We start from the raw sequence: 22,450 nt of genomic DNA, 5'->3' as shown, positions 1-22,450 counted from the left end.
TTCCTCATATGTTGAAACCCAAACCATCCGCGCTGCTGATCCTGATGGGCCTGGCCGGCGCGGTCCAGGCCAAACCGGTCTGGATATCCGTAGGCGATCAGGGCTACCAGCTGCTGCGCGGCATCGACGCGTCGGCCCACAGCCAGGAAAGCCGCAAGCTGGCGGCGGACGGCCGCCTGGCCAAGGGCAGCGCCGCCGCGGAAACCGTGCATCTGGTCCAAGTGGACGACGCGCTGCTGCCCAAGCTGTCCGACGCCATCCACCAAAACCTGCGCCACTGCGGCGGCTACATCGTGCACGGCAGCCTGAAAGAGGCCCAAGCCGCGCTGGCCGGCCCGGCCGCGCCGCTGGCTGCCCTGGCCGCGCCCAGCTACGCGATAGACAATCAGGCCGCGGTGAACAAGCTGCTGCCGCAGCTGCAGGACAGCAACATCCTCGGCACCATCCAGTCGCTGTCGAGCTACCAGAACCGCTTCTACACCACCAGCCACGGCGTCAATGCGTCCAACTGGATCGCCAGCCAGTGGAAGCAACTGGCCGGCAACCGCGCCGACGTCACCGTCGAGCAATTCAGCCACGCCGGCTTGCCGCAGAAATCGGTGATCCTGACCATAAAGGGCACCGACAACGCGGCGGAAACCGTCGTGCTGGGCGGCCACCTGGACTCCACCGTGGGCAGCGGCACCGGCGAGAACAGCCGCGCGCCGGGCGCAGACGACGACGCCTCCGGCGTAGCCAGCCTGACCGAGGTGGCGCGCGTGCTGCTGGCCGGCAACTACCAGCCGCGCCGCACCATCAAGTTCATGGCCTACGCGGCGGAAGAAGTGGGCTTGCGCGGCTCGGCCGACATCGCCAAACGCTTCAAGCAGCAACAGGCCAAGGTGGTGGGCGCGCTGCAGCTGGACATGACCAACTACCAGGGCGACGCGCAGGACATCTTCCTGTTCACCGATTACACCAACGCGGCGCAGAACGCCTTCCTGGCCAATCTGGCCAAGGCCTACCTGCCCAACCTGAGCGTCGGCTACAGCCGATGCGGCTACGCCTGCTCGGACCATGCCTCGTGGAACGCGCAGGGTTACGCGGCGTCCTTCCCCTTCGAATCCAGCTTCGACAATTCCAATCCCTACATCCACAGCCGCAACGACACGCTGGCCAGTTCTGGAAGCCAGGCGCGCCACGCGCTGAAGTTCTCGCAACTGGCCCTGGCCTACGTCGTGGAGTTGGGCAGCGACGGCCCAAGCGGCAAGGCACGCTGAGCGTTTTCCGCCGCGGTGGCGCGCCAGCCACGGCGCTTGTGGAAACGCGGGTCCGGCATAGCCGGCCCCGCGTTTTTTTTCCGCTGCTGGACGCGGTTTAACCGGTGTTGCGCAAGCCGGCGGAGGTGCCGTTGATGGTCAGGTGGATGGCGTACAGCGTGTCCTCGTCGTCCGGCTCGGCGCGCAGCCGCGCCAGCAGGTCCGCCTGCAGCAGGCCCAGCGCGTCGAGGAAGGGCAGCCGCGTCTCCAGGCTGCGGCGCAGCGTGGGGTTGCCCTCCAGCAGCTCATGCTGGCCGGTAATGGCGAAGAAGGCGTCATGCGTCTTCTGCCACTCAGCCTCGATGGCGCCGAACAAGCGCGCGGCCAAACCGCGGTCCGCCACCAGTTCAGAGAAGCGGCGCGCGATGCCCAGGTCGGCCTTGGCCAACACCTGTTCCATATTGGACAGCATCACCTGGAAGAAGGGCGAGTGCCGGTACAGGTGCTGCAACCTGGCCAGGCCGGCGTCGCCGTGCGCCTGCACATAGGCAGCCACCGCCGAACCCACGCCGAACCAACCCGGCAGCATCAACCGCGACTGCGACCAGGAGAACACCCATGGGATCGCGCGCAAATCGGCGATGGACGACAGGCTCTTGCGCGAGGCCGGGCGGCTGCCGATATTGAGCCGGGCGATGGCCGTCACCGGCGTCGCCTCCAGGAAGTACTGCATGAAGCCCGGCGTCTCCACCAGGCCGCGGTAGGCGGCAAACGCGCTGGCCGACAGCTCGTCGAACAAGGCGGCGTCGATCTCGCCGCCCGGAATATGCCCCAGGCTGGCTTCCAGCGTGGCCGCCACCAACGCTTCCAGGTTGCGGCCGGCGATGGCCGGGTCGGAATACTTGGCGGTGATCACCTCGCCCTGCTCGGTGATGCGGATGCGGCCGGCCACGCTGCCGGCCGGCTGGGCGACGATGGCCTCGTAGGACGGGCCGCCGCCGCGCCCCACCGAACCGCCGCGGCCGTGGAACAGCTGCAGGCGCGCGCCGGCCTCGGCGAACACCTTGACCAGGCGAGTTTCCGCCTGATACAGCTGCCACTGGCTGGTCAGGTAGCCGCCATCCTTATTGCTGTCGGAATAGCCCAGCATCACTTCCTGCACCCGCTCGCGGCTGTCCAGCAGCTGCTTGTACCAAGGCAGGGCGAACAGGGCGCGCATCACCGTCTCGCTGTTTTCCAGGTCGGCGATGGTCTCGAACAGCGGCACCAGGTTGACGCTGGCGCGCGGCACGCCATTGTCCAGCCGGATCAGGCCGGCCTCCTTGCACAGCAGGGCCAGCGCCAGGATGTCGCTGACGCTGGCGCAGTTGGAAATGATGCACTGGCCGATGGCCTCGACGCCGAACTCGCGCTGGATGGACGCCGCCTCGCGGAAGATGGCCAGCTCCTTCTCGGCCTGCTCGCCGTAGCGCAGATAGGGCGAGAACAGCAGGCGCGGCGTGGCCAGCTCGCGGCTCAGCACGCGCACGCGCGCCGCCTCGTCCAGCGCGCGGTACTCCTCCAGGCCGGCGGCGCTGAACAGTTCGGCCACCACGCCCTCATGCACGGCGGCGTGCTGGCGCAGGTCAAGCGGCATCAGGAAGAAGCCGAACACGTCCACGCTGCGCAGCAGCCTGGCCAGGCGGCCCTCGGCCAGCAAGGCGCTGCCGTGGGCGCGCAGCGAGGCCGACAACGCGGCCAGGTCGCGCGCCAGACCGTGGTGGTCGCGGTAGGGCGCGCGCTCGTCCCAGCGGCAGGCCAGCTCCACGCCGCGCAGGCGCGCGCTGGCGCGCAGCTTGCCCTGTATCGTCGCCAGCGCGCGGCGGTAGGGCTCCTCGGCGCGGCTCACCGCCGTGTCCGGCGAATCCTCCGCCAGCGCCATCACATCGGGGCCGGCTTCCACCAGCCGCGACGACAGCGACAGCTCGCGGTACAGGCTCTTCAATTCCTGCAGATAGTATTCGAACGCCTGCTGCGCCTGCCGCGTCACCGCGTGGCGCAGCAAACCGGCGTCGACATTGGGATTGCCGTCGCGGTCGCCGCCTATCCAGCTGCCGACGCGGATAAAGGACGGCAGATTGGGCGTCTCCTCCCACAGCTGGCCGATCTCGCGCTCCAGCCGCTGATACAGCGCCGGCAAAGCCTCGAAGAAGGCCAGCGGGTGGTAGGCCACGCCGTTGCTGATCTCGTCGCGCACCGTCATTTTGAAATGGCGGATTTCCGAGGTCTGCCACAAGGCCAGGATCACGCGCTTCAGCTTGGCCTCCAGTTCCTCGCGCTCCTCCGGCGTCAGGTCCGGCGCATTCAGCTGCGACAGGAAGCGGCGCACCGCGCGGTGGCCGTCCAGCACGCTCTGGCGCTGCACCTCGGTCGGGTGCGCGGTCAGGACGGCCCCGATCTGGGCATGGCTCAGCAGCTGGTGCAGCGCATGAAAGCTGACGCCGTCCTGGCGCAGCTTGGCCAAGGCCCGCGCCACGCTGCCTTGCTGCGGCGTGGAGCCGGCCTGCTGGTGGGCGCGGCGGCGGCGGTTGTGGTGCAGGTCCTCGGCGATGTTGAACAGCTGGGCGTACAGGCCGCAGGCCCGCAGCAAAGAGGCGGCCGCCTGCGGCGCCAGCTGCGGCAGCGGGTGGCTGCGCTCGTCGCCGCGGCGCAGGGCGATGGCCTGCACCGCGCCGGACACCAGCGCCCCTTCTTGTTCATTCACCACCTCGGCCAGCAAGCGGTCCAGACAGGCCAGGTCGGCCCGCAGCGGCAAATCCTTGTCTTGATCGTGCATATTATTGTCGTCCCTGGTTTTGACTCGTCAGGCATGGCCACGGCGGCCATGGCCATGCCTCACCGGTCAAGGGCAAACATTCATCATAAGCAGCTTGCGCCGCGTAGTGGTCACGCTACGCCATTTTTCCGCGCTTCGCCTTGATCTTGCCGCATCGCAGCAACAGGTAGGACAAGCCCATGACGGCCGCGTGGTAGAATTCCGCCCATCAACTGCAAGGGAATCCGCTTTCATGGACAAAATCGTCATCGCCAGCCGCGAGAGCCGGCTGGCCATGTGGCAGGCCGAACACATCCAGGCCCGCCTGCAAGCGCTGTACCCGCATCTGGCGGTGGAAATCCTCGGCATGACCACCCAGGGCGACCAGATTCTGGACAAGACGCTGTCCAAGATAGGCGGCAAGGGCCTGTTCGTGAAGGAACTGGAGCAGGCCTTGCTGGACGGACGCGCCGACCTGGCCGTGCACTCCTTGAAGGACGTGCCGATGACGCTGCCGGAAGGCTTCGCGCTGGCGGCGGTATGCGAGCGCGAAGACCCGCGCGACGCCTTCGTCTCCAACCGCTACCACAGCCTGTCCGAGCTGCCGGCCGGCAGCGTGGTGGGCACCTCCAGCCTGCGGCGCGAAGCCCAGCTGCGCGCGCGTTTCCCGCAGCTGGCGGTGAAACCCTTGCGCGGCAATGTGCAGACCCGGCTGAAAAAACTGGACGACGGCGAGTTCGACGCCATCATCCTGGCCGCCGCCGGCCTCAAGCGCCTGGGCCTGGCCGAGCGCATCCGCAGCGAGCTGGCGCCGTCGGAAAGCCTGCCGGCCGCCGGACAAGGCGCGCTGGGCATCGAGACCCGCGCCGACCGCGCCGACCTCTCCGCGCTGTTGGCGCCGCTGAATGATCCGGCCACCCGCGCCTGCACCGCCGCCGAGCGCGCGCTGGCCAAGGAGCTGGGCGGCAGCTGCCAGGTGCCGCTGGGTGCCTTCGCCACGCTGGCCGAGGGCACGCTGACCCTGGGCGGCCTAGTGGCGCACCCGGACGGCTCGGTGGTGCTGACCGCCAGCGCCAGCGCGCCGGCCGACTACGCCGAGGCGCTGGGCCGCGCCGTGGCCAAGAAACTGATAGACGACGGCGCCCGCCCGCTGATAGAGGCGGTGCTGGCCGATCCGCGCTGACGCGGAGCGAGCGATGGAAGCCTGCGTCGCGCTGCTCAGAGGCGTCAATGTCGGCAAGGCCAAGCGCATCGCCATGGCGGACTTGCGCCGCCTGGCGGCGGAGCTGGGCGCGGCGGATATCGCCACCCTGCTCAATAGCGGCAATCTGCTGTGCCGCCACGCCTCGGCGGCTACCTTGGCCGCCGGCCTGGAAGCCGCCATCGTCCGCGATTGCGGCTTTTCCGCACGCGTGCTGGCGCTGAGCGGCGCCGAGCTGGACGCCGTCGTCGCGAACAACCCCTATGCCGGACAAGCCGGCGACCCCGCCCGCCTGCTGGTGGCGTTTCCGCTGGAGCCGGCCGCGCTGGCCGACTGCGCGCGGCTGGACTGCGGCCGCGGCGGCGTCGAGCAACTGCATGTCGGCGACGGCGCGGCCTATCTGTGGTGCCCGGACGGCCTGCGGGACAGCCCGCTGGCCGCCGTCTTCTCCAAGCGGCTGGGCGAACGCTTCACCCTGCGCAACTGGGCCACCACGCTCAAACTGCAACAGGTCCTGCCGCGATGAAACGCGTCCTCGCCGCCCGCCCGCTGGCGCAGTGCGCCGGCCTGCTGGACAGGCTGCGCGGCGAGGGCTGGCAGGCCGAGCATCTGCCGCTGATGGAAATCGAGCCCTTGCCGGCGGCGCTGGCCGCGCTGCCGGCAAGGGCGGCGCGGGCGGACACGCTGTTCTGGGTCAGCCCCAGCGCCATCGACGCCAGCTGGCCCGCGCTGGCAGGGCAGGATCTGGCCGGCAAGCGCCTGGCCTGCGTCGGCGCGGCGAGCGCCAAACGGCTGGCCGCTCTGTCCGGCCAAGCCGTGCTGCATCCTATTGAAAACAGCGACAGCGAGGCGCTGCTGGCCTTGCCCGAGCTGGCCGATGTCAGCGGCCAGAACTGGCTGATCGTCCGCGGCCAGGGCGGCCGCGCGCTGCTGGCGGACACGCTGGCCCGGCGCGGCGCGCGGATAGACATCGCCGAAGTTTATCGCCGCGTCGCCGGCGCGCCGGATTGGGCGGCTTTCGACGCCGCGCCGCCCGATGCCGTCATCATCACCTCAGGCGAAATGGTAGAGCAATTGTTCCGTCTGGCTGGTCCGAGCCGGACCGGAGCGCTACAATGCTTGCTGTACTGCGTGCCGCATCCGCGCATTGCCGAGCGCCTGGCCGCCTTCGGCGCGGCGCGCGTCGTGACAACCCGGGCCGACGACGCCGCACTGGTCGCCGGCCTCAAAGAATGGTTCCGTCGTCACCCATGAGCGAATCCCAGATCCACGAAGCCATCCCGGCCCAGCCAACCGTTTCCCGCAAGCGCCACAACTTCGCCATCCTGGTGGCGGTGGCTGCCCTGGGCATATCCGGCTGGCAATTCTTCACCACCCAGCAACAACTGGATTCGATGCGCCAGGAGCTGGCGCGCCGACTGGCGGAAGGCAGCGGCGCCAGCAAGGAGCAGCGCGCCATCGCCGAGCAAGCCATGATGGCCGCGCGCGCCACCGACGGCAAACTGGCGCTGCTTGAGGCCCGCGTCAACGAATCGGCCGGCCAGTACGCCACCCTGAACGGCATGTACCAGGAGCTGACCAAGAACCGCACCGACTGGCTGCTGTCCGAGATCGAACACTCGCTGGCCATCGCCAGCCAGCAGCTGCAGCTGGCCGGCAACGTCAGCGCCGCCATCTCCGCGCTGGAAATGGTGGACGCGCGGCTGGCCAAGTTCGACCGCCCGCAGCTGATCAGCGTGAAGAAGGCCGTGGCCTCGGACCTGGAAAAACTGAAGGCGCTGCCCTATCTGGACAGCGTCGGCCTCACGGTCAAGCTGGACCGGCTGATGCTGGGCGTGGATTCGCTGCCGCTGGCGGTGGACTCGCACCGGCTGGCCAGCGTGCAGGCCGGCAAGCCCGTGCTGCCGCCGGCCACCGCGCCGTGGTGGGAACGGTTGTCCGCCGAAATCAGCGGCAGCCTGGGCGAGCTGGTGCACATTCGCCGCATGGACAAGCCCGAGGCGCTGCTGCTGTCGCCGGAGCAGGCCTTCTTCCTGCGCGAGAACCTGAAGATGCGGCTCTTGGACGCGCGCCTGGCGCTGCTGCAGCGCGACGGCAAGACCTACGCCGCCGACATCGCCGCCGCGCGCAGCTATGTGCAGCGCTACTTCGACCGCGACGCCGCGGCCACCACGCAGTGGCTGGCCACGCTGGGCGAGCTGGAAGGCGCGCCCCTGGACATCAGCCTGCCTGACATGAACGCCAGCCTGAAGGCGGTGCGCGACGCGCAAGGCAACAGCGGGGAGTAAACGGTGAGATTCGCATTGTGGATTACCGGCCTGTTCGCGCTGGCCGTGCTGGTGGGGCTGGCCTCCACCCTGAATACCGGCTACGCCATCCTGTTTTTGCCGCCGTACCGGATGGAAGTGTCGTTCAACCTGATGATCGTGCTGGTGGTGCTGCTGATCGTCGTCACCCATATCGTGCTGCGCCTGATCGCCTTGGCCGCCGACATGCCGCGCCAAGTGCAGCGCTTCCAGCGGCAGAAGAAGCTGAAGGCTTCCCGCCACGCCCTGCGCGAAGCCGGCATCGCCTTCTTCGAAGGCCGCTACCAGAAGGCCGAGCGCGAAGCCGCCAAGTCGCTGGATGACGAATACTCACAGGAAAACCGCGCGCTGGCGCTGTTGATCGCCGCGCGCGCAGCCGGCTATGCCGGCGCCGGCGACAAGCGAGACGGCTACCTCGCCCAGCTGGACGCCATGCCGGACAAGCTGCAACTGGCCCGCCACATGCTGGACGCCGAGCTGCGGCTGGAAGAAAAGGACGCGCTGGGCGCGCTGGCCGCCATCGAGCGCGCGCGCGCGCTGTCGCCCAACCTGACCAACGCGCTGAAGCTGGAGCTGAAAGTGCGGCTGATGCAGAAACAGCCCGACGCCATCCTCGGCCTGACCGAGAAGCTGCTGAAAGCCGACGCGCTGGAGCCGGAGCAGGCGCGGCGCTACCGGCTGGCGGCCTACCAGCAGCAGCTGGGTGGCCTGCTGTCCGAGCGAGAGGTGCGCGACTGGCTGCGCCGCATCCCCGACGCCGAACGCGGCAACCCGCAGCTGCAACAACAGGTGGTGGCCCACCTGATCCGGCTGCAGGCCTATGACTATGCCGCCACCCTGCTGGCCGAGGCGCTGTCCGGCGACGACATGGAGCTGCCGGAACTGGCGCGCGAACTGGGCCAGCTGGCCGCCCACCTCAGCGTGGACAAGCGGCTGGAACTGCTGAAAGCAGCCGACAACTGGCTGAAGCAGCGCCCGCGCGACCATTGGCTGCTGCTGGCGCTGGGCCGGCTGGCACAGGCGCAGCAACTGTGGGGCAAGGCGCAAACCTATCTGGAGGCCAGCGTGTCCATCCAGCCCACGCTGTGCGCCCACGCCGAATTGGCGCGGCTATTCGAGGCCACCGGCAAAGAGGAACAGGCGCAGCTGCATTACCAGAAGAGCCTGGAGCTGGCGCTGAACCAGGGCTGCTAGGCCCGCCGCGACGCGCCCGCCGCCGCCCGCCCTCGCCGGCCGGCGGCGTTTTCTTTATCTTGCGGGCAAAAAAAATCGGACCCCGCGGGGAGCCCGTGCATGCCAACGTGGACTGGCAGACAAATCATACGAGAGTGCAGCCGCCTCATTGTCAGACAATGTTGTCGCTTGTCAGACAAAGCTGTGCCAGAATCAACCGTTATGCATGATTGCGTTGTCAGCCATGCATTCCGGTTGCGACTGCCCACCGCCGCGACTGGCGGCGGCACTGCAGCAGAATAAGCGGTGGCGCCGATTCGCACAAAGCAGTTAAACTCATGAAAACTATGAAGAAAAGGCATGTAACAGCATGAAGCTGCCTCCGCTGAATGCCCTGCGCGTTTTTGTCGTCGCCGCCGAACATCTGTCGTTTACCCGCGCCGCCGCGGCGCTGAGCCTGACCCAGGGCGCGATCAGCCGCCACGTCCAGACGTTGGAAGAATACTACGGCGCCTCCCTGTTCACGCGCCAGGCCCGAGGCCTGGCCTTGACCGCAGAGGGCGAGGCCCTGGTCAAGCCGGCGCGCGAAGCCTTCCAGTTGCTGAACGAAGCCAGCGAAGCGCTGCGCCTGCGCCAGAGCGACCTGCGCGTGCGCATGCCGCCGACGCCGGCCATGCGCTGGGTGCTGCCCAACCTGGCGGACTTCCAGGCCCGCCACCCGGAATACACCCTGCACCTGCTGACCCAGCTGATCCACAACAAACCGTTCAACCGCGCCGAGTACGACCTGGCCGTGGTCGGCCTGTCCAGCCCGGAAGCCGCGGCGGACCTCCGACTGGAATGCATCTGCCGCGAGAAGCTGATCCCGGTGTGCGCACCCGGCCTCCTGGCCGGCAAGCACCCGCTGCACACGCCGGACGACTTGAAGCACCACACCCTGCTGCACCCCTGGCGCGACCAGAACACCTGGAAGCGCTGGCTGAAGCTGGCCGGCGTCAACAGCGTCAACCCGGAGAGCGGCGTCACCTTCGACGCGCTGGAGTACGCGCTGCACGCCGCCGTGGCCGGCATGGGCGTGACCCTGGCCCAGGCCTCCATGGTGACGCAGGACCTGGACAGCGGCCGCCTGGTGATCCCGTTCGATACCGTGCTGGAAACCGAGTGGGCCTACTATCTGGTCTATCCGCACGAGTTGGCCGAACTGCCCAAGGTGCGCGCCTTCCGCGACTGGCTGGTGCATACCGTCGCCCACAGCGAAGAGGCCAGCTGGCTGGCGCGCCAGGGTTACTGACCGCGTCCCGCAATATTTCTTAACCACTGCGTTCGCACAGCCGGCTCGGCTGGCGGCAAAATAGTTGCCTAAGCAACTATTGCCTTGTCAAGAATGAACGCTCCACAACCCCATCCTCCCCTTTCCGCCGCCTTGGATTTCCGCCAACGCCTGCTGGCCATGCTGGGCCTGTGCTGCGTACTGATCATGGTGGCGCTGGACCAGACCGTGGTCGGCACCGCCATGCCGACGGTGGTGGCCGACCTGCGCGGCTTCGCGCTGTATGCCTGGGTCGGCACCGCTTATCTGCTGACCTCGGTCATCACTGTGCCCATTTTCGGCAAACTGGGCGACGACCACGGCCGCAAGCCCTTCGTGCTGACCGCCATCGTCCTGTTCACCGCCGCCTCCATGCTCTGCGGCCTGGCGCAGACCATGCCGCAGCTGGTGCTGGCGCGCGCGCTGCAGGGCGTGGGCGGCGGCATGCTGGTGGCCACCACCTTCGCCTGCGTGCCGGACCTGTTTCCGCACACCGCGGAGCGGCTGCGCTGGCAGGTGATGCTGTCGGCCTCCTTCGGCCTGGCCAACGCCGTCGGCCCCTCGCTGGGGGGCTTCCTGACCGAGTACTTCGGTTGGCGCTCGGTGTTCTTCGTCAATCTGCCGGTGGGCCTGATCAGCCTGGGCTTTGTCTGGCGCTTCTTGCCGGTGATCCGCCACGCCACGCGGCCGCCGTCGCGGCTGGACTGGCAGGGCGCGGCGCTGATCGCGCTGTTTCTGGGCTCGCTGCAGCTGGCGGTGGAATGGCTGCCGTTGCACAAGCCGCCGCTGCTATTGGCTCTGCTGGCCGCGCTGAGCCTGGCCGCGCTCGCCATTCTGGTCTGGTGGGAAAAACGCAGCGACAACCCGCTGCTGCCGCCCAGCATGCTGGCCCACCCCGGCCTGGCGCCGCTGTTCGGCCTGTCTCTGCTGATGGGCTTCGGCATGTTCGCCGTGATGTATTACGCGCCGCTGATGTTCCAGGCCGGTTTCGGCCTGTCGCCGAATCAGGCCGGCCTGCTGGTGACGCCGCTGGTGGTGTTCATCACCATAGGCAGCATGGTCAACGGCCGCATCGTGCAGCGGCTGCGCCATCCCGCGCGGCTGCTGGGCCTGGGACTCTTGATGTTCGTGCTGACCGCGGCCCTGCTCAGCCGCGTGCAGGCGTCCACCGCGCACGCGGCCATCATCGCCATCATGATGGCGGGCGGCCTGGGCCTGGGCCTGCTGATGCCCAATCTGACCATCTTCGTGCAGCAGCTGGCGCCGCGCCAGCAATTGGGCGTGTCTACCGCCATGCTGCAATCCACGCGCATGGTGGGCGGCATGCTGGGCACCGCGGTGATGGGCGTGGTGGTCAGCCACCGCTTCCAGCAGGGCGTCGCCTCCATGCTGGCGACGCGCGGCGATGGACAATGGCAACGCTGGCTGGCCGATCCGCAAACCCTGCTCAACGCCGACATCCTGGCCCAGTTCCGCCACGCCGCCGCCGCGGCGCAGCCAGAAGTCTTGCTGGCCGCCACTCGGCTGGCGCTGGTGGACGCCATCCACTTCAGCCAGATCCTGGTGGCCGCATCGCTGTTGCTGGGCTTGTGGCTGGTGCGCAAGGTGCCGCCGGTGCAACTGGACACCCCCCTTTCCGCACAGGCGCCGCAACATGAATGACAGCCAACCCAATCTTCTGCAGCAGCTGGGCCGCAGCAGCCGCGCCATGTACGGCGCCTTTGAAAGCCTGGTGGGCGAGGCGCTGCCGCGCTGGCGCGTCCTGCGGGCGCTGGAAGAGCTGCGCACCGCCAGTCAGAAGCAACTGGCCGCCCATCTGCAGATGGACCCAGGGGCGCTGACCCGGCAGTTGAAGCAGCTGCAGGCCGATGGGCTGGTGCGGCGCGACACCGATCCGGCGGACAACCGCCAGACCCTGGTCACCCTGGATGCAGGCGGCCGCGCCCTGTTGACGCAGGCAGCCCCCCACAGGCAGGAATTTTTCCGCCAGGCGCTGGCGGACATTGATCCCGAACAGCTTGAGGTGACGCTGGAAGTGCTGCGGCAGCTGGAGACGCGCTTTCGCCGCATGAGCGCGCGCTAGGCGTCGTCCGCCGCCGGCATGTCCAGGCCGGCCACGATCATGCGGTTGCGGCCCTGCTGCTTGGCGCGGTACATCTCGCGGTCCGCCGCTTCGATCAACTGGCGGCTGTCCAGGTCTTCCCGCGGCATCATGTTGGCGCCGCCGATGCTGACGGTGACATAGGGGGCAACCGAGGAGCCGGCATGCGGCAGGCGCAGCTCGCGCACCGCCTCCAGCACCGCCTCGCCGACATAGGCCACTCCCTCCGGCGTGGTGTCAGGCAACAGGCAGATGATTTCCTCGCCGCCGTAGCGGGCCACCAGGTCCTGCGGCCGGCGCACGCTGCTGCGGATGGCCTGCGCCACTTCGCGCAGGCAATAGTCGCCGCTGACATGGCCGTAGTGATCGTTGTAAAGCTTGAAGAAGTCGATATCTATCATCAGCATGCCCAGCGCCGTCCCCAGCCGTCGCGCGCGCCGCCACTCACCGTCCAGGCTCTCCTCGAAGCAGCGGCGGTTGGCGATGCCGGTCACCGGGTCCACCCGCGACAAGGCCAGCACCTCGGCGTGCGACTGCTCCAGGGCCAGGGTGCGGATGCGCACCTGCTGTTCCAGCATCTCCTGCTGCTGGCCCAGCTCGCTCTTGATCCTGCGTTGCTCGGACATCAGCGCGCTGACGCCCAGCGACACCACGGTCAGGATGCCAAGGTAGGTCTGCAGGATCACCAGGGTGCTGTAGGCGGAATAGCCCAGATAGGGCCCACCGCCGTGGCGCGTGCCCCACAGCGCCAGCAGCATGATCAGCAGCAAGGCCAGCAACACCTCGCGCGTGGTGAAGCGGAAGGCGGCCCAAGCCACCAGCGGCAGCGCCAGCATGTCCAGCGGATAAGTGGTGTCCACCGTGGGATGCCACCAGATGAAGATGCCCGCGGTCAGCAAGGAAACCATGCCCAGATAGGCCAGGATTTCATACCAGGTTTCCCGGCTGTGGCGCGGGCGCCCCTGGTGGTAGAGATTCAGGAACACGCTGCCGAACAACAGGGTGCCGCAGCTGCTGCACAGCCACCACAGGCATAGCCGGGCCACCAGCTCCTTTTGCGGCAGCAGATGGGCAAGGTACAAGGTGGCGGTGCCGATCAGGCTGCCCAGCAGGGTCATGGCCACGATGATCACGCAAAACGCGATGCACTGGCTGAAGCTATCCAGCGGATTGCGCCGGCCAAAGTGACGATGCATCAGCCAGACGCCGAACAGCGTTTGCGCCAGCACGCCCAGCGCCACGCCCAGCGCCGGCTCCAGCCAGTGCATGCCGGCCAGCGCCAGCCGCCAGCGCCAGGCCTCGCTGAGCAGCGCGCCCAGCAGCACGCCGGGCCACACCCGCCAGCCCAGCAGCAGCATGGCCACCAGCGCCAGGCCCGGCTGCGGCCAGACCACGTTGTCCATGCCCAGCTCCAGCGTCAATAACTGGTCGCCCAGCCAGCTGGCCAGACAGTAAGCTGCCGCGGCCAGCAAGATGGCCACCCCGTCCGGCAGTCGGTAAATGCTCGAAACTACGCCGCGCATAATCTCCCTTTGCGTAAGAACCGCAAGGCGGCCTCGCAGGCGGCGGCAAATCGGTATTGTTCCCTCCCGCTCTGGCGGAAAGCGCCGCGCCTAGTGTCATCGTAGTTGGCGAATCCGCGCCTCGCACCTAGGACAATTTGACCCAAATAAAAAAGCCGAAGCGACGCTTCGGCTTTTTCATGGATCGGGCTCGACTTACATCTTCACGCCCAGCTCGCGCAGGCGCTCGTCCAGATAGCTGCCGGCGGTGTGGCGATCGGACAGCACCACCTCCGGGCGCGGGTGCAGGAACAGCGGCAGCGATACGCGGCTCTTCTTGGCGCCTTCGCCTGTCGGGTTGACCACGCGGTGCTGGGTGGACGGGTAGTAGCCGGCGGACGCTTCCTGCAGCATGTCGCCGATGTTGACCACCAGGGTGCCGAAGTCGCAGGGCACGTCTATCCAGTCGCCGTTCTTGTCCTGCACTTGCAGGCCCGGCTCGTTGGCGGCCGGCAGGATGGTCAGCAGATTGATGTCGCCGTGGGCGGCGGCGCGCAGCGAGCCGGCCGGCTCATCGCCGGTCAGCGGCGGGTAGCGCAGCACGCGCAGCAGGGTCTGCTCGCTGCCCTCTATCATGTGCGACAGCGGTTCGCGGTAGTTGGCGGCGATGTCGGACGGGGTGTACTGCTGCACCCAGGACAGCAGCTCTTGCGCCAGCTGGTTGGCGATGCCGTAGTAGCGGTCGGCGTCGGCCTTGAGCGCCGGCGGCACGCGGCCCCACGGGTAGATGTGGAAGTATTCCTTGATGTCCTTGAGCGTGGCGCCCTTGGCGGTTTCCGACACTTCCGGCGAGAACCAGCCATCCTGCTTTTCCACCGAGTAGGCGTAGTCGAACTTCTCTTCGCTATTGAAGAAGGCCAGCCAGTCGGCGTAGATCTTCTCGACCAGGTCTTGCGGGATGGGGTGGTTGGTCAGCACGCCGAAGCCGGTTTCGTGCAGGGAACGGGTGAACTGCTCCGCGGCGTCGGCGGCGCGGTAGTCGACAACTCTGACGTTCATGGGGTGGTTTTCCTGATGAACCCGGCGCCGCCATGCAATATCGGGGCGGTCGCCGGCCGCGCGCATTGTAACGGCTAAATTACACGCGGCCAAGCCGTCGACATGGCGACTGTTGGAAAACGACCAAGCGCCGGATTCGCTTGCGGCGCAAGGGCCATGCGCCATGCGGACGCGCGGGACCCGCCCGCGGCCCAGCTGCTCGACAGGCGCCGCCCCGGGCCAGGGCATGGCGCTTGGGTGTACTTTAATTACACGACGCTGTCAGCGCGCTACACCCGCTGATCCATGTCCAGCGCCGGCGTGCCCGGACAGGCCTGGGCCACCACGCGCGCCGGCACGCCGGCCACCGTGGTGTGGGCCGGCACGTCCTCCAGCACCACGCTGCCGGCGCCCACCTTGGCGCATTCGCCGACGCGGATATTGCCCAGCACCGCCGCGCCCGCGCCCAGCATCACGCCGTCGCCTATCTTGGGATGGCGGTCGCCGCGCTCCTTGCCGGAGCCGCCCAAGGTCACGCCGTGCAGGATGGACACATTGTTGCCGATGACGGCGGTTTCGCCCACCACCAGGCCGGTGCCGTGGTCCAGCATCACGCCCTCGCCGATGCGCGCGGCCGGGTGGATGTCGGCGCCGGTCACCTCGGAAATGCGGTTTTGCAGGAACAGCGCCAGCGTGGTGCGCCCCTGCTGCCACAGCCAGTGCGTGATGCGCTGGCTCTGGATGGCATGGAAGCCCTTGAAGTACAAGAGCGGCGTGGAATAGCGGTCGCAAGCCGGATCGCGCTCGTAGCAGGCGCGGATGTCCGCGCGCATCGCCGCGCTGATGGCCGGATCGGCCTGGAAGGCCTCGCGGAACAGCTCGAGCAGCGCGCGCGGGTCCATCACCGGACTGGCGAGCTTGCTGGACAAGTGAAACGCCAGCACGTCTTCCAACGTGGCGTGGCGCAGTACGGTCATGTGCAGAAAGCTGGCCAGCAGCGGCTCATCGTCGACCGCCGCCAGCGTTTCGTCGCGGATGGCCGACCACAGCGGATCAACCAGGGAGGCATTCATCGGGGACTCCGGAAATGAAATCTAGCCAGCTAGTGTAGCCTGCCGCGGGCCGGCTCGTCAGCCGACAGAATGCAGGCGCGGCGGCGACTAAGCTGAAAACAGGGGAGGGTGGACATGAAACGTCTTGCGATCTGGCCATTGCTGTTCAGCTTGGCCGCGTTGGCCGCCGCGCCGGAAGTGCCGGGCTGGGCCGATTACCAGGCAGGCCGGCTGGCCGCGGCCCGCATCGCCTTCTGGCAGGCGGCCGAAAAGGGCGACCGCGTGGCCGCCTTCGACCTGGCGATGATGGATTGGAAAGGCGAGGCCGGGCCCGTGGACAAGACGCAGGCGCTGTACTGGCTGCGCCGCGCCGCCGATCTCAAACTGGCCCAGGCGCAGCATGCGCTGGGCCTGTTGGCCGAGCGCGGCGACGGCCTGCCCAAGTCGCTGACCGAGGCCACGCGCTGGTTCCAGCTATCCGCCCGCCAGGGCTATCTGCCGGCGCAGATCGACCTGGCCACTCAATATTTCCTTGGCCGCGGCGCGCCGCAGGACGACCGCCTGGCCGCCTACTGGTACGAGGAGGCGGCCAAGCAGGGCGACGCCGGCGCGCAATACCTGACCGCCAGCATGTACGAGCACGGCCGCGGCGTGAAGCAGGACATCCCGGCGGCGATACGCTGGTACGCGCGCGCGGCGGCGCAGGGCGATGCCGGGGCGCGCGCCAAGGCACTGGACCTGGCCCGCCAGGAAACGGCGCGCCGCGCTCACAGCGCGTCCAGCGGCAGCTTCAAGTAGCGCACGCCGTTGTCCTCGGCCGGCGGCAATTGGCCGGCGCGGATATTGACCTGGATGGCCGGCAGGATCAGCCGCGGCATGTCCAGCGTCGCATCGCGCGCCTGGCGCATGGCGACAAATGCCGCCTCGTCCACGCCGTCGCGCGCGTGCAGATTGGCGCGTCGCTGTTCGGCCACGGTGACGCACCAGGCTGGCTGGCGGCCCGGCGGCGGGTAGTCATGGCACAAGAACAGCCGGGTGGCGTCCGGCAGCGCCAATAGCTTGCGGATGGAGCGGTACAGCTGAACGGCGTCGCCGCCGGGAAAGTCGCAGCGCGCGGTGCCCACGTCCGGCATGAATAGCGTATCGCCGACGAAAACCGCGTCTTCCACCTGATAGCCGATGTCGGCCGGCGTGTGCCCGGGCAGGGCCAGCACGCGCGCTTCCAGCTGGCCGATGCGGAACACGTCGCCGTCTTCGAACAATTGGTCGAACTGCGAGCCGTCGCAAGCAAAGCCCGCTTCCAGATTGAACACCCGCTTGAATACGGCCTGCACTTCGCCGATGCGGCGGCCGATGCCGATGCGGCCGCCGGCCCGCTGCTTCAGATAGGCCGCGGCGGACAGATGGTCGGCATGGGCGTGGGTTTCCAATATCCACTGCAGGGTCAGGCTTTGCTCGGCGAGGAAGGCCAGCAGCCTGTCGGCGAAGCGGTGAGCGGTGCGGCCGGATTTGGAATCGAAATCCAGCACCGGGTCGACAATGGCGGCGTGGCCGCCTGCCTGGTCGTACACCACATGGCAAATGGTCTCGGTGGCATCGTCATGGAAGCTTGCGATCTGGACGGGCATGGTTTTCTCCGCGTTGAGTCCTTTACATCATTATATTTATTTATATAATATTGTAAAGTATATCTTCCTGGAGCCATCATGACATCCACTCTAGACTACCTGGCCAGCGCCAGCCGCCCGCATCCGCGCCAAACGCGCCTGGAGGACTCGCCATGCTGCTGACGCTGACCCTGGGCGCACTGGTGGGGGCGGTGCTGGGCCTGACCGGCGCAGGCGGCGGCATCCTGGCCATTCCCGCCCTGATGGCGTCCCAGGGCTGGAGCCTGCCGCAGGCTGCCCCGGTGGCGCTGCTGGCCGTGGTGGCAGGCGCGGCGCTGGGCGCTTACGAGGGCTGGCGACGGCGGCAGGTGCGCTACCGCGCGGCCTTGCTGATGGCCGTCAGCGGCGTGCCCTTCACCTCGCTGGGCATCCGCCTGGCGCATCAGGTGCCGGCGGCCTGGCTGAGCGCGCTGTTCGCGTTGATCATGCTGATCGTGGCGGCCCGTTCCTGGCGCGCGGCCCGCGCCGCGCCAACGGCGGCCGCGCCGCACAGGGATGCCGTTTGCCAAGTGAATCCGGACACCGGCCGCCTGCGCTGGAACCCGGCCAGCCTGGCCGCGCTGGCCGGCGTCGGCGCCTTCACCGGCCTCCTGACCGGCTTGCTGGGCGTGGGCGGCGGCTTCGTCATCGTGCCGGCGCTGCGCCGGCTCAGCGACCTGGGCATGCACGCCATCGTCGCCACGTCCTTGCTGGTGATCGCCCTGGTGGGCAGCGGCGGCGTGGCGTCCGCGCTGTGGCATGGCGCGCGGTTGCCCGCGCTGCCCAGCATGGGCTTCGTGCTGGCGGCGATGGCCGGCATGCTGCTGGGGCGACGGCTGGTGCACCGGCTGTCACCCTCCCAGCTGTTGCGCGGCTTTGCCGCGCTGGTGGCGGCGGTATCGTTTTCCATGCTGTGGCATGCGGCCACCAGCCTGGCGTAAACCAAAAAGCCGCGGACAGGCCGCGGCTGAGGAGAGCGAAATCGGGTCCGCTCAGATATAGGCTTCTTCGCCGTGCAGGCTGACATCCAGGCCGGCCTGCTCCACGGCGGCCCCCACCTTGACCGGCGTGACGCGGTCTATCAGCCACAGCATGCCGTAGGTGAAGCCGAACGCCCAGGCGCCGGACACCACGGCGGCGACGATTTGCTTGAACAGGAAGCCGGCGTTGCCGTACAGCAGCCCGTCGGCGCCGGAGGCGTTCCAGCCCTTGGTGGCGAACACGCCCAGCAGGATGGTGCCCAGCAAGCCGCCCACGCCGTGCACGCCCCACACATCCAGCGCGTCGTCCCATTGCAGGCGGTTTTTCAGCTGCACCGCGTAGTAGCACACCACGGCGGCGATCAGGCCGATCACGGCGGCGCTGCTCAGCGACACATAGCCGGCGGCCGGGGTGATGGTGGCCAGGCCGGCCACGGCGCCGGTCAGCAGGCCGACGAACTTGGGCTGCTTGGCGTGCGACCATTCCAGCAGGAACCAGGCGGTGCCGGCGAAGGAGGCGGCCACGTCGGTGTTCAGGAAGGCGGAGGCAGTCACGGCGTCCACCTTCAATTCAGAACCGGCGTTGAAGCCATACCAGCCGAACCACAAGAGGCCGGTGCCCAGCGCGATCAGCGGCACATTGTGCGGCTTGTTTTCCACCAGCGAGCGGCGGCCGACATACAGGATGGACGCCAGCGCGGCGAAACCGGCGGTGTTGTGCACCACGATGCCGCCGGCGAAGTCCAGCACGCCCCACTTGGCCAGCAGGCCGTCCGGGCTCCACACCATGTGGACGAAGGGGAAATAGACCAGCACCAGCCAGCCGGTCAGAAACAGGAAATAAGCCTTGACCGTCACCCGGTTGGCGAAGGCGCCGGTGATCAGCGCCGGGGTGATGATGGCGAACATCATCTGATAGGCCACGTGCACGATCAGCGGAATGCCGGCGTCGTTGCCGGCGTACATGGTGTTCAGCGTGACGCCGCGCATGAAGGCGTAGTAGGTGGGATCGCCGACGATGCCGTGCCAACTGGGGCCGAAGCACATCGAGTAGCCGAAGGCGAACCACAGCACCGTGGTCCAGCCCAGAGACATGAAGCTCTGGGCCATGATGGTAAGCACGTTCTTGCGGCCGACCAAGCCGCCGTAAAAGAAAGCCAGTCCGGGCGTCATCAGCATGACCAGGCTGGCGCACAGCAGCATGAAGCCGGTGTTGCCGACATTGATGGTTGGGGAGAGCATGATCCAGTCCTCGCAAAGCAATATTAGAAAATCGTCTCGCTCGAATATTGCTGCTTGTAGCTGGACTATTACCTGCTTCAGATCAAGTTCTTACCAGAACATTAACAAATGTAAACACTTTGTAAATGCATTGATTTTCAAGACATAAAACCGCTTTGGCATATCCAATCAAACGGCAAAGTCGAATGCTTCGCCGCTGCCGGCGCGGATCGCCTCGGCCAGGGTGGAGAAGAACTCGGAGCCGTCGCGCGCGGCGATCCAATCCTCGCCGCGGCGGGCGAAGTGGTAGCCGCCGCTCTTGGCCGCGATCCACATTTCCTGATTGGACGCATGGCGGTTGACCACCACTTTCTCGCCGCTGTCGAACTCGATCTCCAGCACATTGCCCTGGCGCACGGTATCGACGTCCAGCTCGTGGTCGTCCAGCGCCTGTTCGATGCGGTCGAAGATGGCGTCGCTAAGTTGCAGAAATTCGCTTTCGGTCATGATGGTTCCTATGGCGCTGGCCGGCGCAACACGGCGCGGCGTGGTTTTGCTAGTATGTCGATTTTGCCACAACGGACTTCCAGTATGCGTACCCTGCTCGCCTGCGCCGGCCTGATCCTGCTCCTGACCGCCTGCGGCTACAAGGGCCCGCTAGTGCTGCCGCAGCAGCCCGGCCCCCAGCATGCGGCCTCCGCGGCCCGATGATACCGTTAGCATAAGGATATTTCCAAACGATTGCTTGTCCGATAAGGCCCTTGGCCTAGAATGGCCTCAATCCATTGGAATACCGGGAACCGTCATGCCTCATTACGCGCGCCATCTGGAACACCACACCATCGTCAACCCGTTTCCCGGCATCGCCAAGCTGGAAGCGGCGCTGGGCCACAAGGTGGCCAGCCGGCTGGGCGCCAATGAAAGCCTGGTCCGCGTCGACTCCCCACTGCTGGCGCAATGGGGCGAGGCGCTGGCCGAGCTGGCGCGGCTGTATCCGGATCCCTACGCGCTGGCGCTGCGCGAGCGCGCGGCCCGGTTGCACGGCGTGGAGGCCAGCCAAGTCTTGTTCGATGCCGGCGCGGACAGCCTGATCCTGCTGGCGCTGCGCCTGCGCTGCAACGCCGGCGACGCCGTGGTGTGCAGCGCCGGCACCTATCCCACCTTCCGCTATTTCGCCGAGGGTGTGGGCGCCCGCATCCTGGAAGTGCCCTATCGCCAGCAAGGCATAGGCCTGCGGCCTGACCTGGCCCGGCTATGCGAGGTGGCGCAGGCCGAGCGCGCGGTGGCGCTGTACCTGGCCAATCCGGATAATCCCACCGGCCACTACTGGTCCGCCGCCGACATTCAGGCGCTGCGCCAACAGCTGCCCACCCACACCATGCTGATCCTGGACGAGGCCTATGTCGACTTCTGCGTCGCGCCGCAGGAGGCGCCGCCAGCCGGCGTCCTGCCCAACACGCTGCGGCTGCGCACGCTGTCCAAGGCCTACGGCCTGGCCGGCCTGCGCATAGGCTTCGCGCTGGCCTCCGCCGACATCATCGCCAAGGCGGACCAGATCCGGCCGCAGTACGCGCTGTCCGGCCTGGCCCAGCACGCCGCCGCCCTGGTATTCGATGACCCGGACTACTCGCGCCAGCTGGTGCAAGCCACGCTGCAATTGCGCGACAAGCTGGAAACGGCGCTGCGCGGCCGCGACCTGACCGTGCTGCCCTCCCACACCAATTTCGTGGCCGTGCTCTACCCCAACGCCGCCGCCGCCGAAGACATCCAGCGCCGCCTGCTGGCCGACGGCGTGGCCGTGCACCGGCCGCCGCACCCGGCGCTGCGCCATCTGCTGCGCGTCACCGCCCAGCCTCCGGCCCTGTCCAGCAAGGTGCTGGACGCGCTGGCCGGACACCACTAAGACCCATCCAGCCAAGGCCGGCTTCTGCGCTGCGCCGCCTTGGCCCAGGCTCGCCAAAGAAGTTTGCCCAGCAAGGCCAAGCGCCGCCTAGCCTGACGCGCCGCCGCCGCTGCCGTTATCATTGCGGATGAGCCCACTATATGGAGTCCGCATGTTCCTGCCGTCCTCCCTGCCGCTGGCCGCCTTCGCGCTGCTGGCGCTAGGCCTGCTCTCCGCCAGCCTGCGCCACCAGCCGCCCGCCTGGATCGCGCTGTCTGCTAGCGCCGTGGTGGCGTTGGCCGCCGGCGTGCTGCAACCGCTGGGCGTGGTTTTCGCCGCGGCCGCCGTCGGCCTGACGCTGGCACAATTGCGCGCCCCCCGCGCCGAGCTGACCGTGGTGTGGATCGCCCTGCTGCTGGCGCTGGCGGTGCACGCACTGCCCGGCTTCGACAACCCCCTGCTATGGCAGGGCAAGGCCAGCGTGGACAGCGCGCCATACCGGCTGTTCTGGAGTTACGACAAGGGCTTGGCCGGCCTGCTGCTGCTCTTGGGCCTGAGCGCCTCGCCGCTGCCGGAGCGCCGGCTGGGCTGGCCGGCGGCCGCGGTGGGCGCGCTGGCGCTGCTGTTCGTGCTCGGCATCGCCGCCGCCACCGGCATCATCGGCTTCGCGCCCAAGTGGCCGGCCTGGCTGCTGCCCTGGCTATTGGCCAACTGCTTTTTGACCTCGCTGGTGGAGGAGGCTTTCTTCCGCGGCGGCGTCCAACGCTGGCTGGAGCTGCGCACCGAGCCATTCGCCGCGCTGCTGGCGGCCTCGCTCTTGTTCGGCTTGGCCCACCTGGCCGGCGGCTGGGCTTGGATGGCGCTGGCCACCCTGGCCGGCATAGGCTACGGCCTGGTCTACGCCGCGCGCCGCCAGCTGTGGCTGGCGGTGCTGGCCCACCTGGCCTTCAACACGCTGCACCTCTTGCTGTTCACGTATCCGAAACTGGCGTGAACCGTGCGATTCC

21 protein-coding genes are annotated in these 22,450 nt (G+C 67.8%); 14 read left to right on the top strand and 7 right to left on the bottom strand.

The window, feature by feature from the left end; translation table 11 throughout:
* Positions 1-8 precede the first annotated feature (8 nt).
* A complete protein-coding gene (locus tag FYK34_RS17830; RefSeq protein WP_149298801.1) occupies positions 9-1,259 on the top strand; it encodes a M28 family metallopeptidase in 1,251 nt (416 codons plus the stop codon).
* A 97-nt stretch (positions 1,260-1,356) separates the two neighbouring features.
* Here FYK34_RS17830 and ppc read toward each other — a convergent pair whose 3' ends face one another.
* A complete protein-coding gene (ppc, locus tag FYK34_RS17825; protein WP_149298799.1) occupies positions 1,357-4,053 on the bottom strand; it encodes a phosphoenolpyruvate carboxylase in 2,697 nt (898 codons plus the stop codon).
* Between the two features lie 232 nt (positions 4,054-4,285).
* Between ppc and hemC the strand changes: the two genes are divergently transcribed.
* The 8 genes from hemC to FYK34_RS17785 all read left to right on the top strand — a co-directional run bounded on the left by hemC (position 4,286) and on the right by FYK34_RS17785 (position 12,104).
* Entirely contained in the window at positions 4,286-5,215 is a 930-nt protein-coding gene (gene hemC / locus FYK34_RS17820) for a hydroxymethylbilane synthase (RefSeq protein ID WP_149298797.1), read from the top strand.
* Between the two features lie 13 nt (positions 5,216-5,228).
* Positions 5,229-5,759, top strand: coding sequence for a DUF1697 domain-containing protein (locus FYK34_RS17815; protein ID WP_149298795.1), 531 nt, complete (start codon positions 5,229-5,231; stop codon positions 5,757-5,759).
* The gene (locus tag FYK34_RS17810) at positions 5,756-6,487 is read left to right on the top strand and encodes a uroporphyrinogen-III synthase (RefSeq protein ID WP_149298793.1); all 732 of its coding nucleotides are present in this window, start codon (positions 5,756-5,758) and stop codon (positions 6,485-6,487) included. The genes FYK34_RS17815 and FYK34_RS17810 overlap by 4 nt, the downstream gene beginning before the upstream one ends.
* Complete coding sequence (locus tag FYK34_RS17805) at positions 6,484-7,521, top strand: uroporphyrinogen-III C-methyltransferase (protein ID WP_149298791.1); 1,038 nt, start codon at positions 6,484-6,486, stop codon at positions 7,519-7,521. The genes FYK34_RS17810 and FYK34_RS17805 overlap by 4 nt, the downstream gene beginning before the upstream one ends.
* A gap of 3 nt (positions 7,522-7,524) precedes the next feature.
* Complete coding sequence (locus tag FYK34_RS17800) at positions 7,525-8,733, top strand: heme biosynthesis HemY N-terminal domain-containing protein (RefSeq protein WP_149298788.1); 1,209 nt, start codon at positions 7,525-7,527, stop codon at positions 8,731-8,733.
* 349 nt (positions 8,734-9,082) lie between these two features.
* Positions 9,083-10,003 carry a transcriptional regulator GcvA gene (gcvA, locus tag FYK34_RS17795; RefSeq protein ID WP_149298786.1) on the top strand — a complete coding sequence of 307 codons (921 nt, stop codon included), beginning with the start codon at positions 9,083-9,085 and terminating at the stop codon, positions 10,001-10,003.
* Between the two features lie 93 nt (positions 10,004-10,096).
* Positions 10,097-11,683: an MDR family MFS transporter gene (locus FYK34_RS17790; RefSeq protein ID WP_231137308.1), complete on the top strand. Its 1,587-nt coding sequence runs from the start codon at positions 10,097-10,099 to the stop codon at positions 11,681-11,683.
* Positions 11,676-12,104 carry a MarR family winged helix-turn-helix transcriptional regulator gene (locus FYK34_RS17785; RefSeq protein WP_149298784.1) on the top strand — a complete coding sequence of 143 codons (429 nt, stop codon included), beginning with the start codon at positions 11,676-11,678 and terminating at the stop codon, positions 12,102-12,104. Before FYK34_RS17790 ends, FYK34_RS17785 begins: the two co-directional genes overlap by 8 nt.
* Here FYK34_RS17785 and FYK34_RS20750 read toward each other — a convergent pair.
* The 3 genes from FYK34_RS20750 to cysE form a co-directional block, all read right to left on the bottom strand.
* Positions 12,101-13,645, bottom strand: coding sequence for a sensor domain-containing diguanylate cyclase (locus tag FYK34_RS20750; RefSeq protein WP_149298782.1), 1,545 nt, complete (start codon positions 13,643-13,645; stop codon positions 12,101-12,103). The genes FYK34_RS17785 and FYK34_RS20750 overlap by 4 nt on opposite strands.
* Before the next feature lie 195 nt (positions 13,646-13,840).
* Positions 13,841-14,683, bottom strand: coding sequence for an isopenicillin N synthase family dioxygenase (locus FYK34_RS17775; protein ID WP_149298780.1), 843 nt, complete (start codon positions 14,681-14,683; stop codon positions 13,841-13,843).
* A gap of 269 nt (positions 14,684-14,952) precedes the next feature.
* Positions 14,953-15,735, bottom strand: coding sequence for a serine O-acetyltransferase (gene cysE / locus FYK34_RS17770; protein ID WP_149298778.1), 783 nt, complete (start codon positions 15,733-15,735; stop codon positions 14,953-14,955).
* A gap of 114 nt (positions 15,736-15,849) precedes the next feature.
* Between cysE and FYK34_RS17765 the strand changes: the two genes are divergently transcribed.
* On the top strand, positions 15,850-16,512 hold the full coding sequence (locus FYK34_RS17765) for a tetratricopeptide repeat protein (protein WP_149298776.1): 663 nt from the start codon (positions 15,850-15,852) through the stop codon (positions 16,510-16,512).
* Here the strand turns inward: FYK34_RS17765 and FYK34_RS17760 are convergent.
* A complete protein-coding gene (locus tag FYK34_RS17760) occupies positions 16,482-17,342 on the bottom strand; it encodes an MBL fold metallo-hydrolase (protein ID WP_149298774.1) in 861 nt (286 codons plus the stop codon). The genes FYK34_RS17765 and FYK34_RS17760 overlap by 31 nt on opposite strands.
* A 152-nt stretch (positions 17,343-17,494) precedes the next feature.
* Between FYK34_RS17760 and FYK34_RS17755 the strand changes: the two genes are divergently transcribed.
* On the top strand, positions 17,495-18,301 hold the full coding sequence (locus tag FYK34_RS17755) for a sulfite exporter TauE/SafE family protein (protein WP_149298772.1): 807 nt from the start codon (positions 17,495-17,497) through the stop codon (positions 18,299-18,301).
* A gap of 51 nt (positions 18,302-18,352) precedes the next feature.
* Here the strand turns inward: FYK34_RS17755 and FYK34_RS17750 are convergent, their stop codons facing one another.
* On the bottom strand, positions 18,353-19,582 hold the full coding sequence (locus FYK34_RS17750; protein ID WP_168209794.1) for an ammonium transporter: 1,230 nt from the start codon (positions 19,580-19,582) through the stop codon (positions 18,353-18,355).
* Between the two features lie 168 nt (positions 19,583-19,750).
* On the bottom strand, positions 19,751-20,071 hold the full coding sequence (cyaY, locus tag FYK34_RS17745) for an iron donor protein CyaY (protein WP_231137449.1): 321 nt from the start codon (positions 20,069-20,071) through the stop codon (positions 19,751-19,753).
* Between the two features lie 81 nt (positions 20,072-20,152).
* Here cyaY and lptM point away from each other — a divergent pair, with 81 nt between their 5' ends.
* From lptM to FYK34_RS17730, 3 genes are all read left to right on the top strand, one after another.
* Entirely contained in the window at positions 20,153-20,272 is a 120-nt protein-coding gene (gene lptM / locus FYK34_RS17740) for an LPS translocon maturation chaperone LptM (RefSeq protein ID WP_149298768.1), read from the top strand.
* Between the two features lie 94 nt (positions 20,273-20,366).
* Positions 20,367-21,464, top strand: coding sequence for a pyridoxal phosphate-dependent aminotransferase (locus FYK34_RS17735; protein WP_149298766.1), 1,098 nt, complete (start codon positions 20,367-20,369; stop codon positions 21,462-21,464).
* A gap of 151 nt (positions 21,465-21,615) precedes the next feature.
* Positions 21,616-22,437 (top strand): CPBP family intramembrane glutamic endopeptidase, encoded by an 822-nt coding sequence (locus FYK34_RS17730; RefSeq protein WP_168209793.1) that lies wholly within the window; start codon positions 21,616-21,618, stop codon positions 22,435-22,437.
* Positions 22,438-22,450: the final 13 nt, after the last annotated feature.

Source organism: Chromobacterium paludis (genome assembly GCF_008275125.1).
Lineage (GTDB): Bacteria > Pseudomonadota > Gammaproteobacteria > Burkholderiales > Chromobacteriaceae > Chromobacterium > Chromobacterium paludis.
The sequence above is the reverse complement of the archived record's forward strand: the minus strand, read 5'-3'. Positions and strand labels throughout refer to the sequence as shown.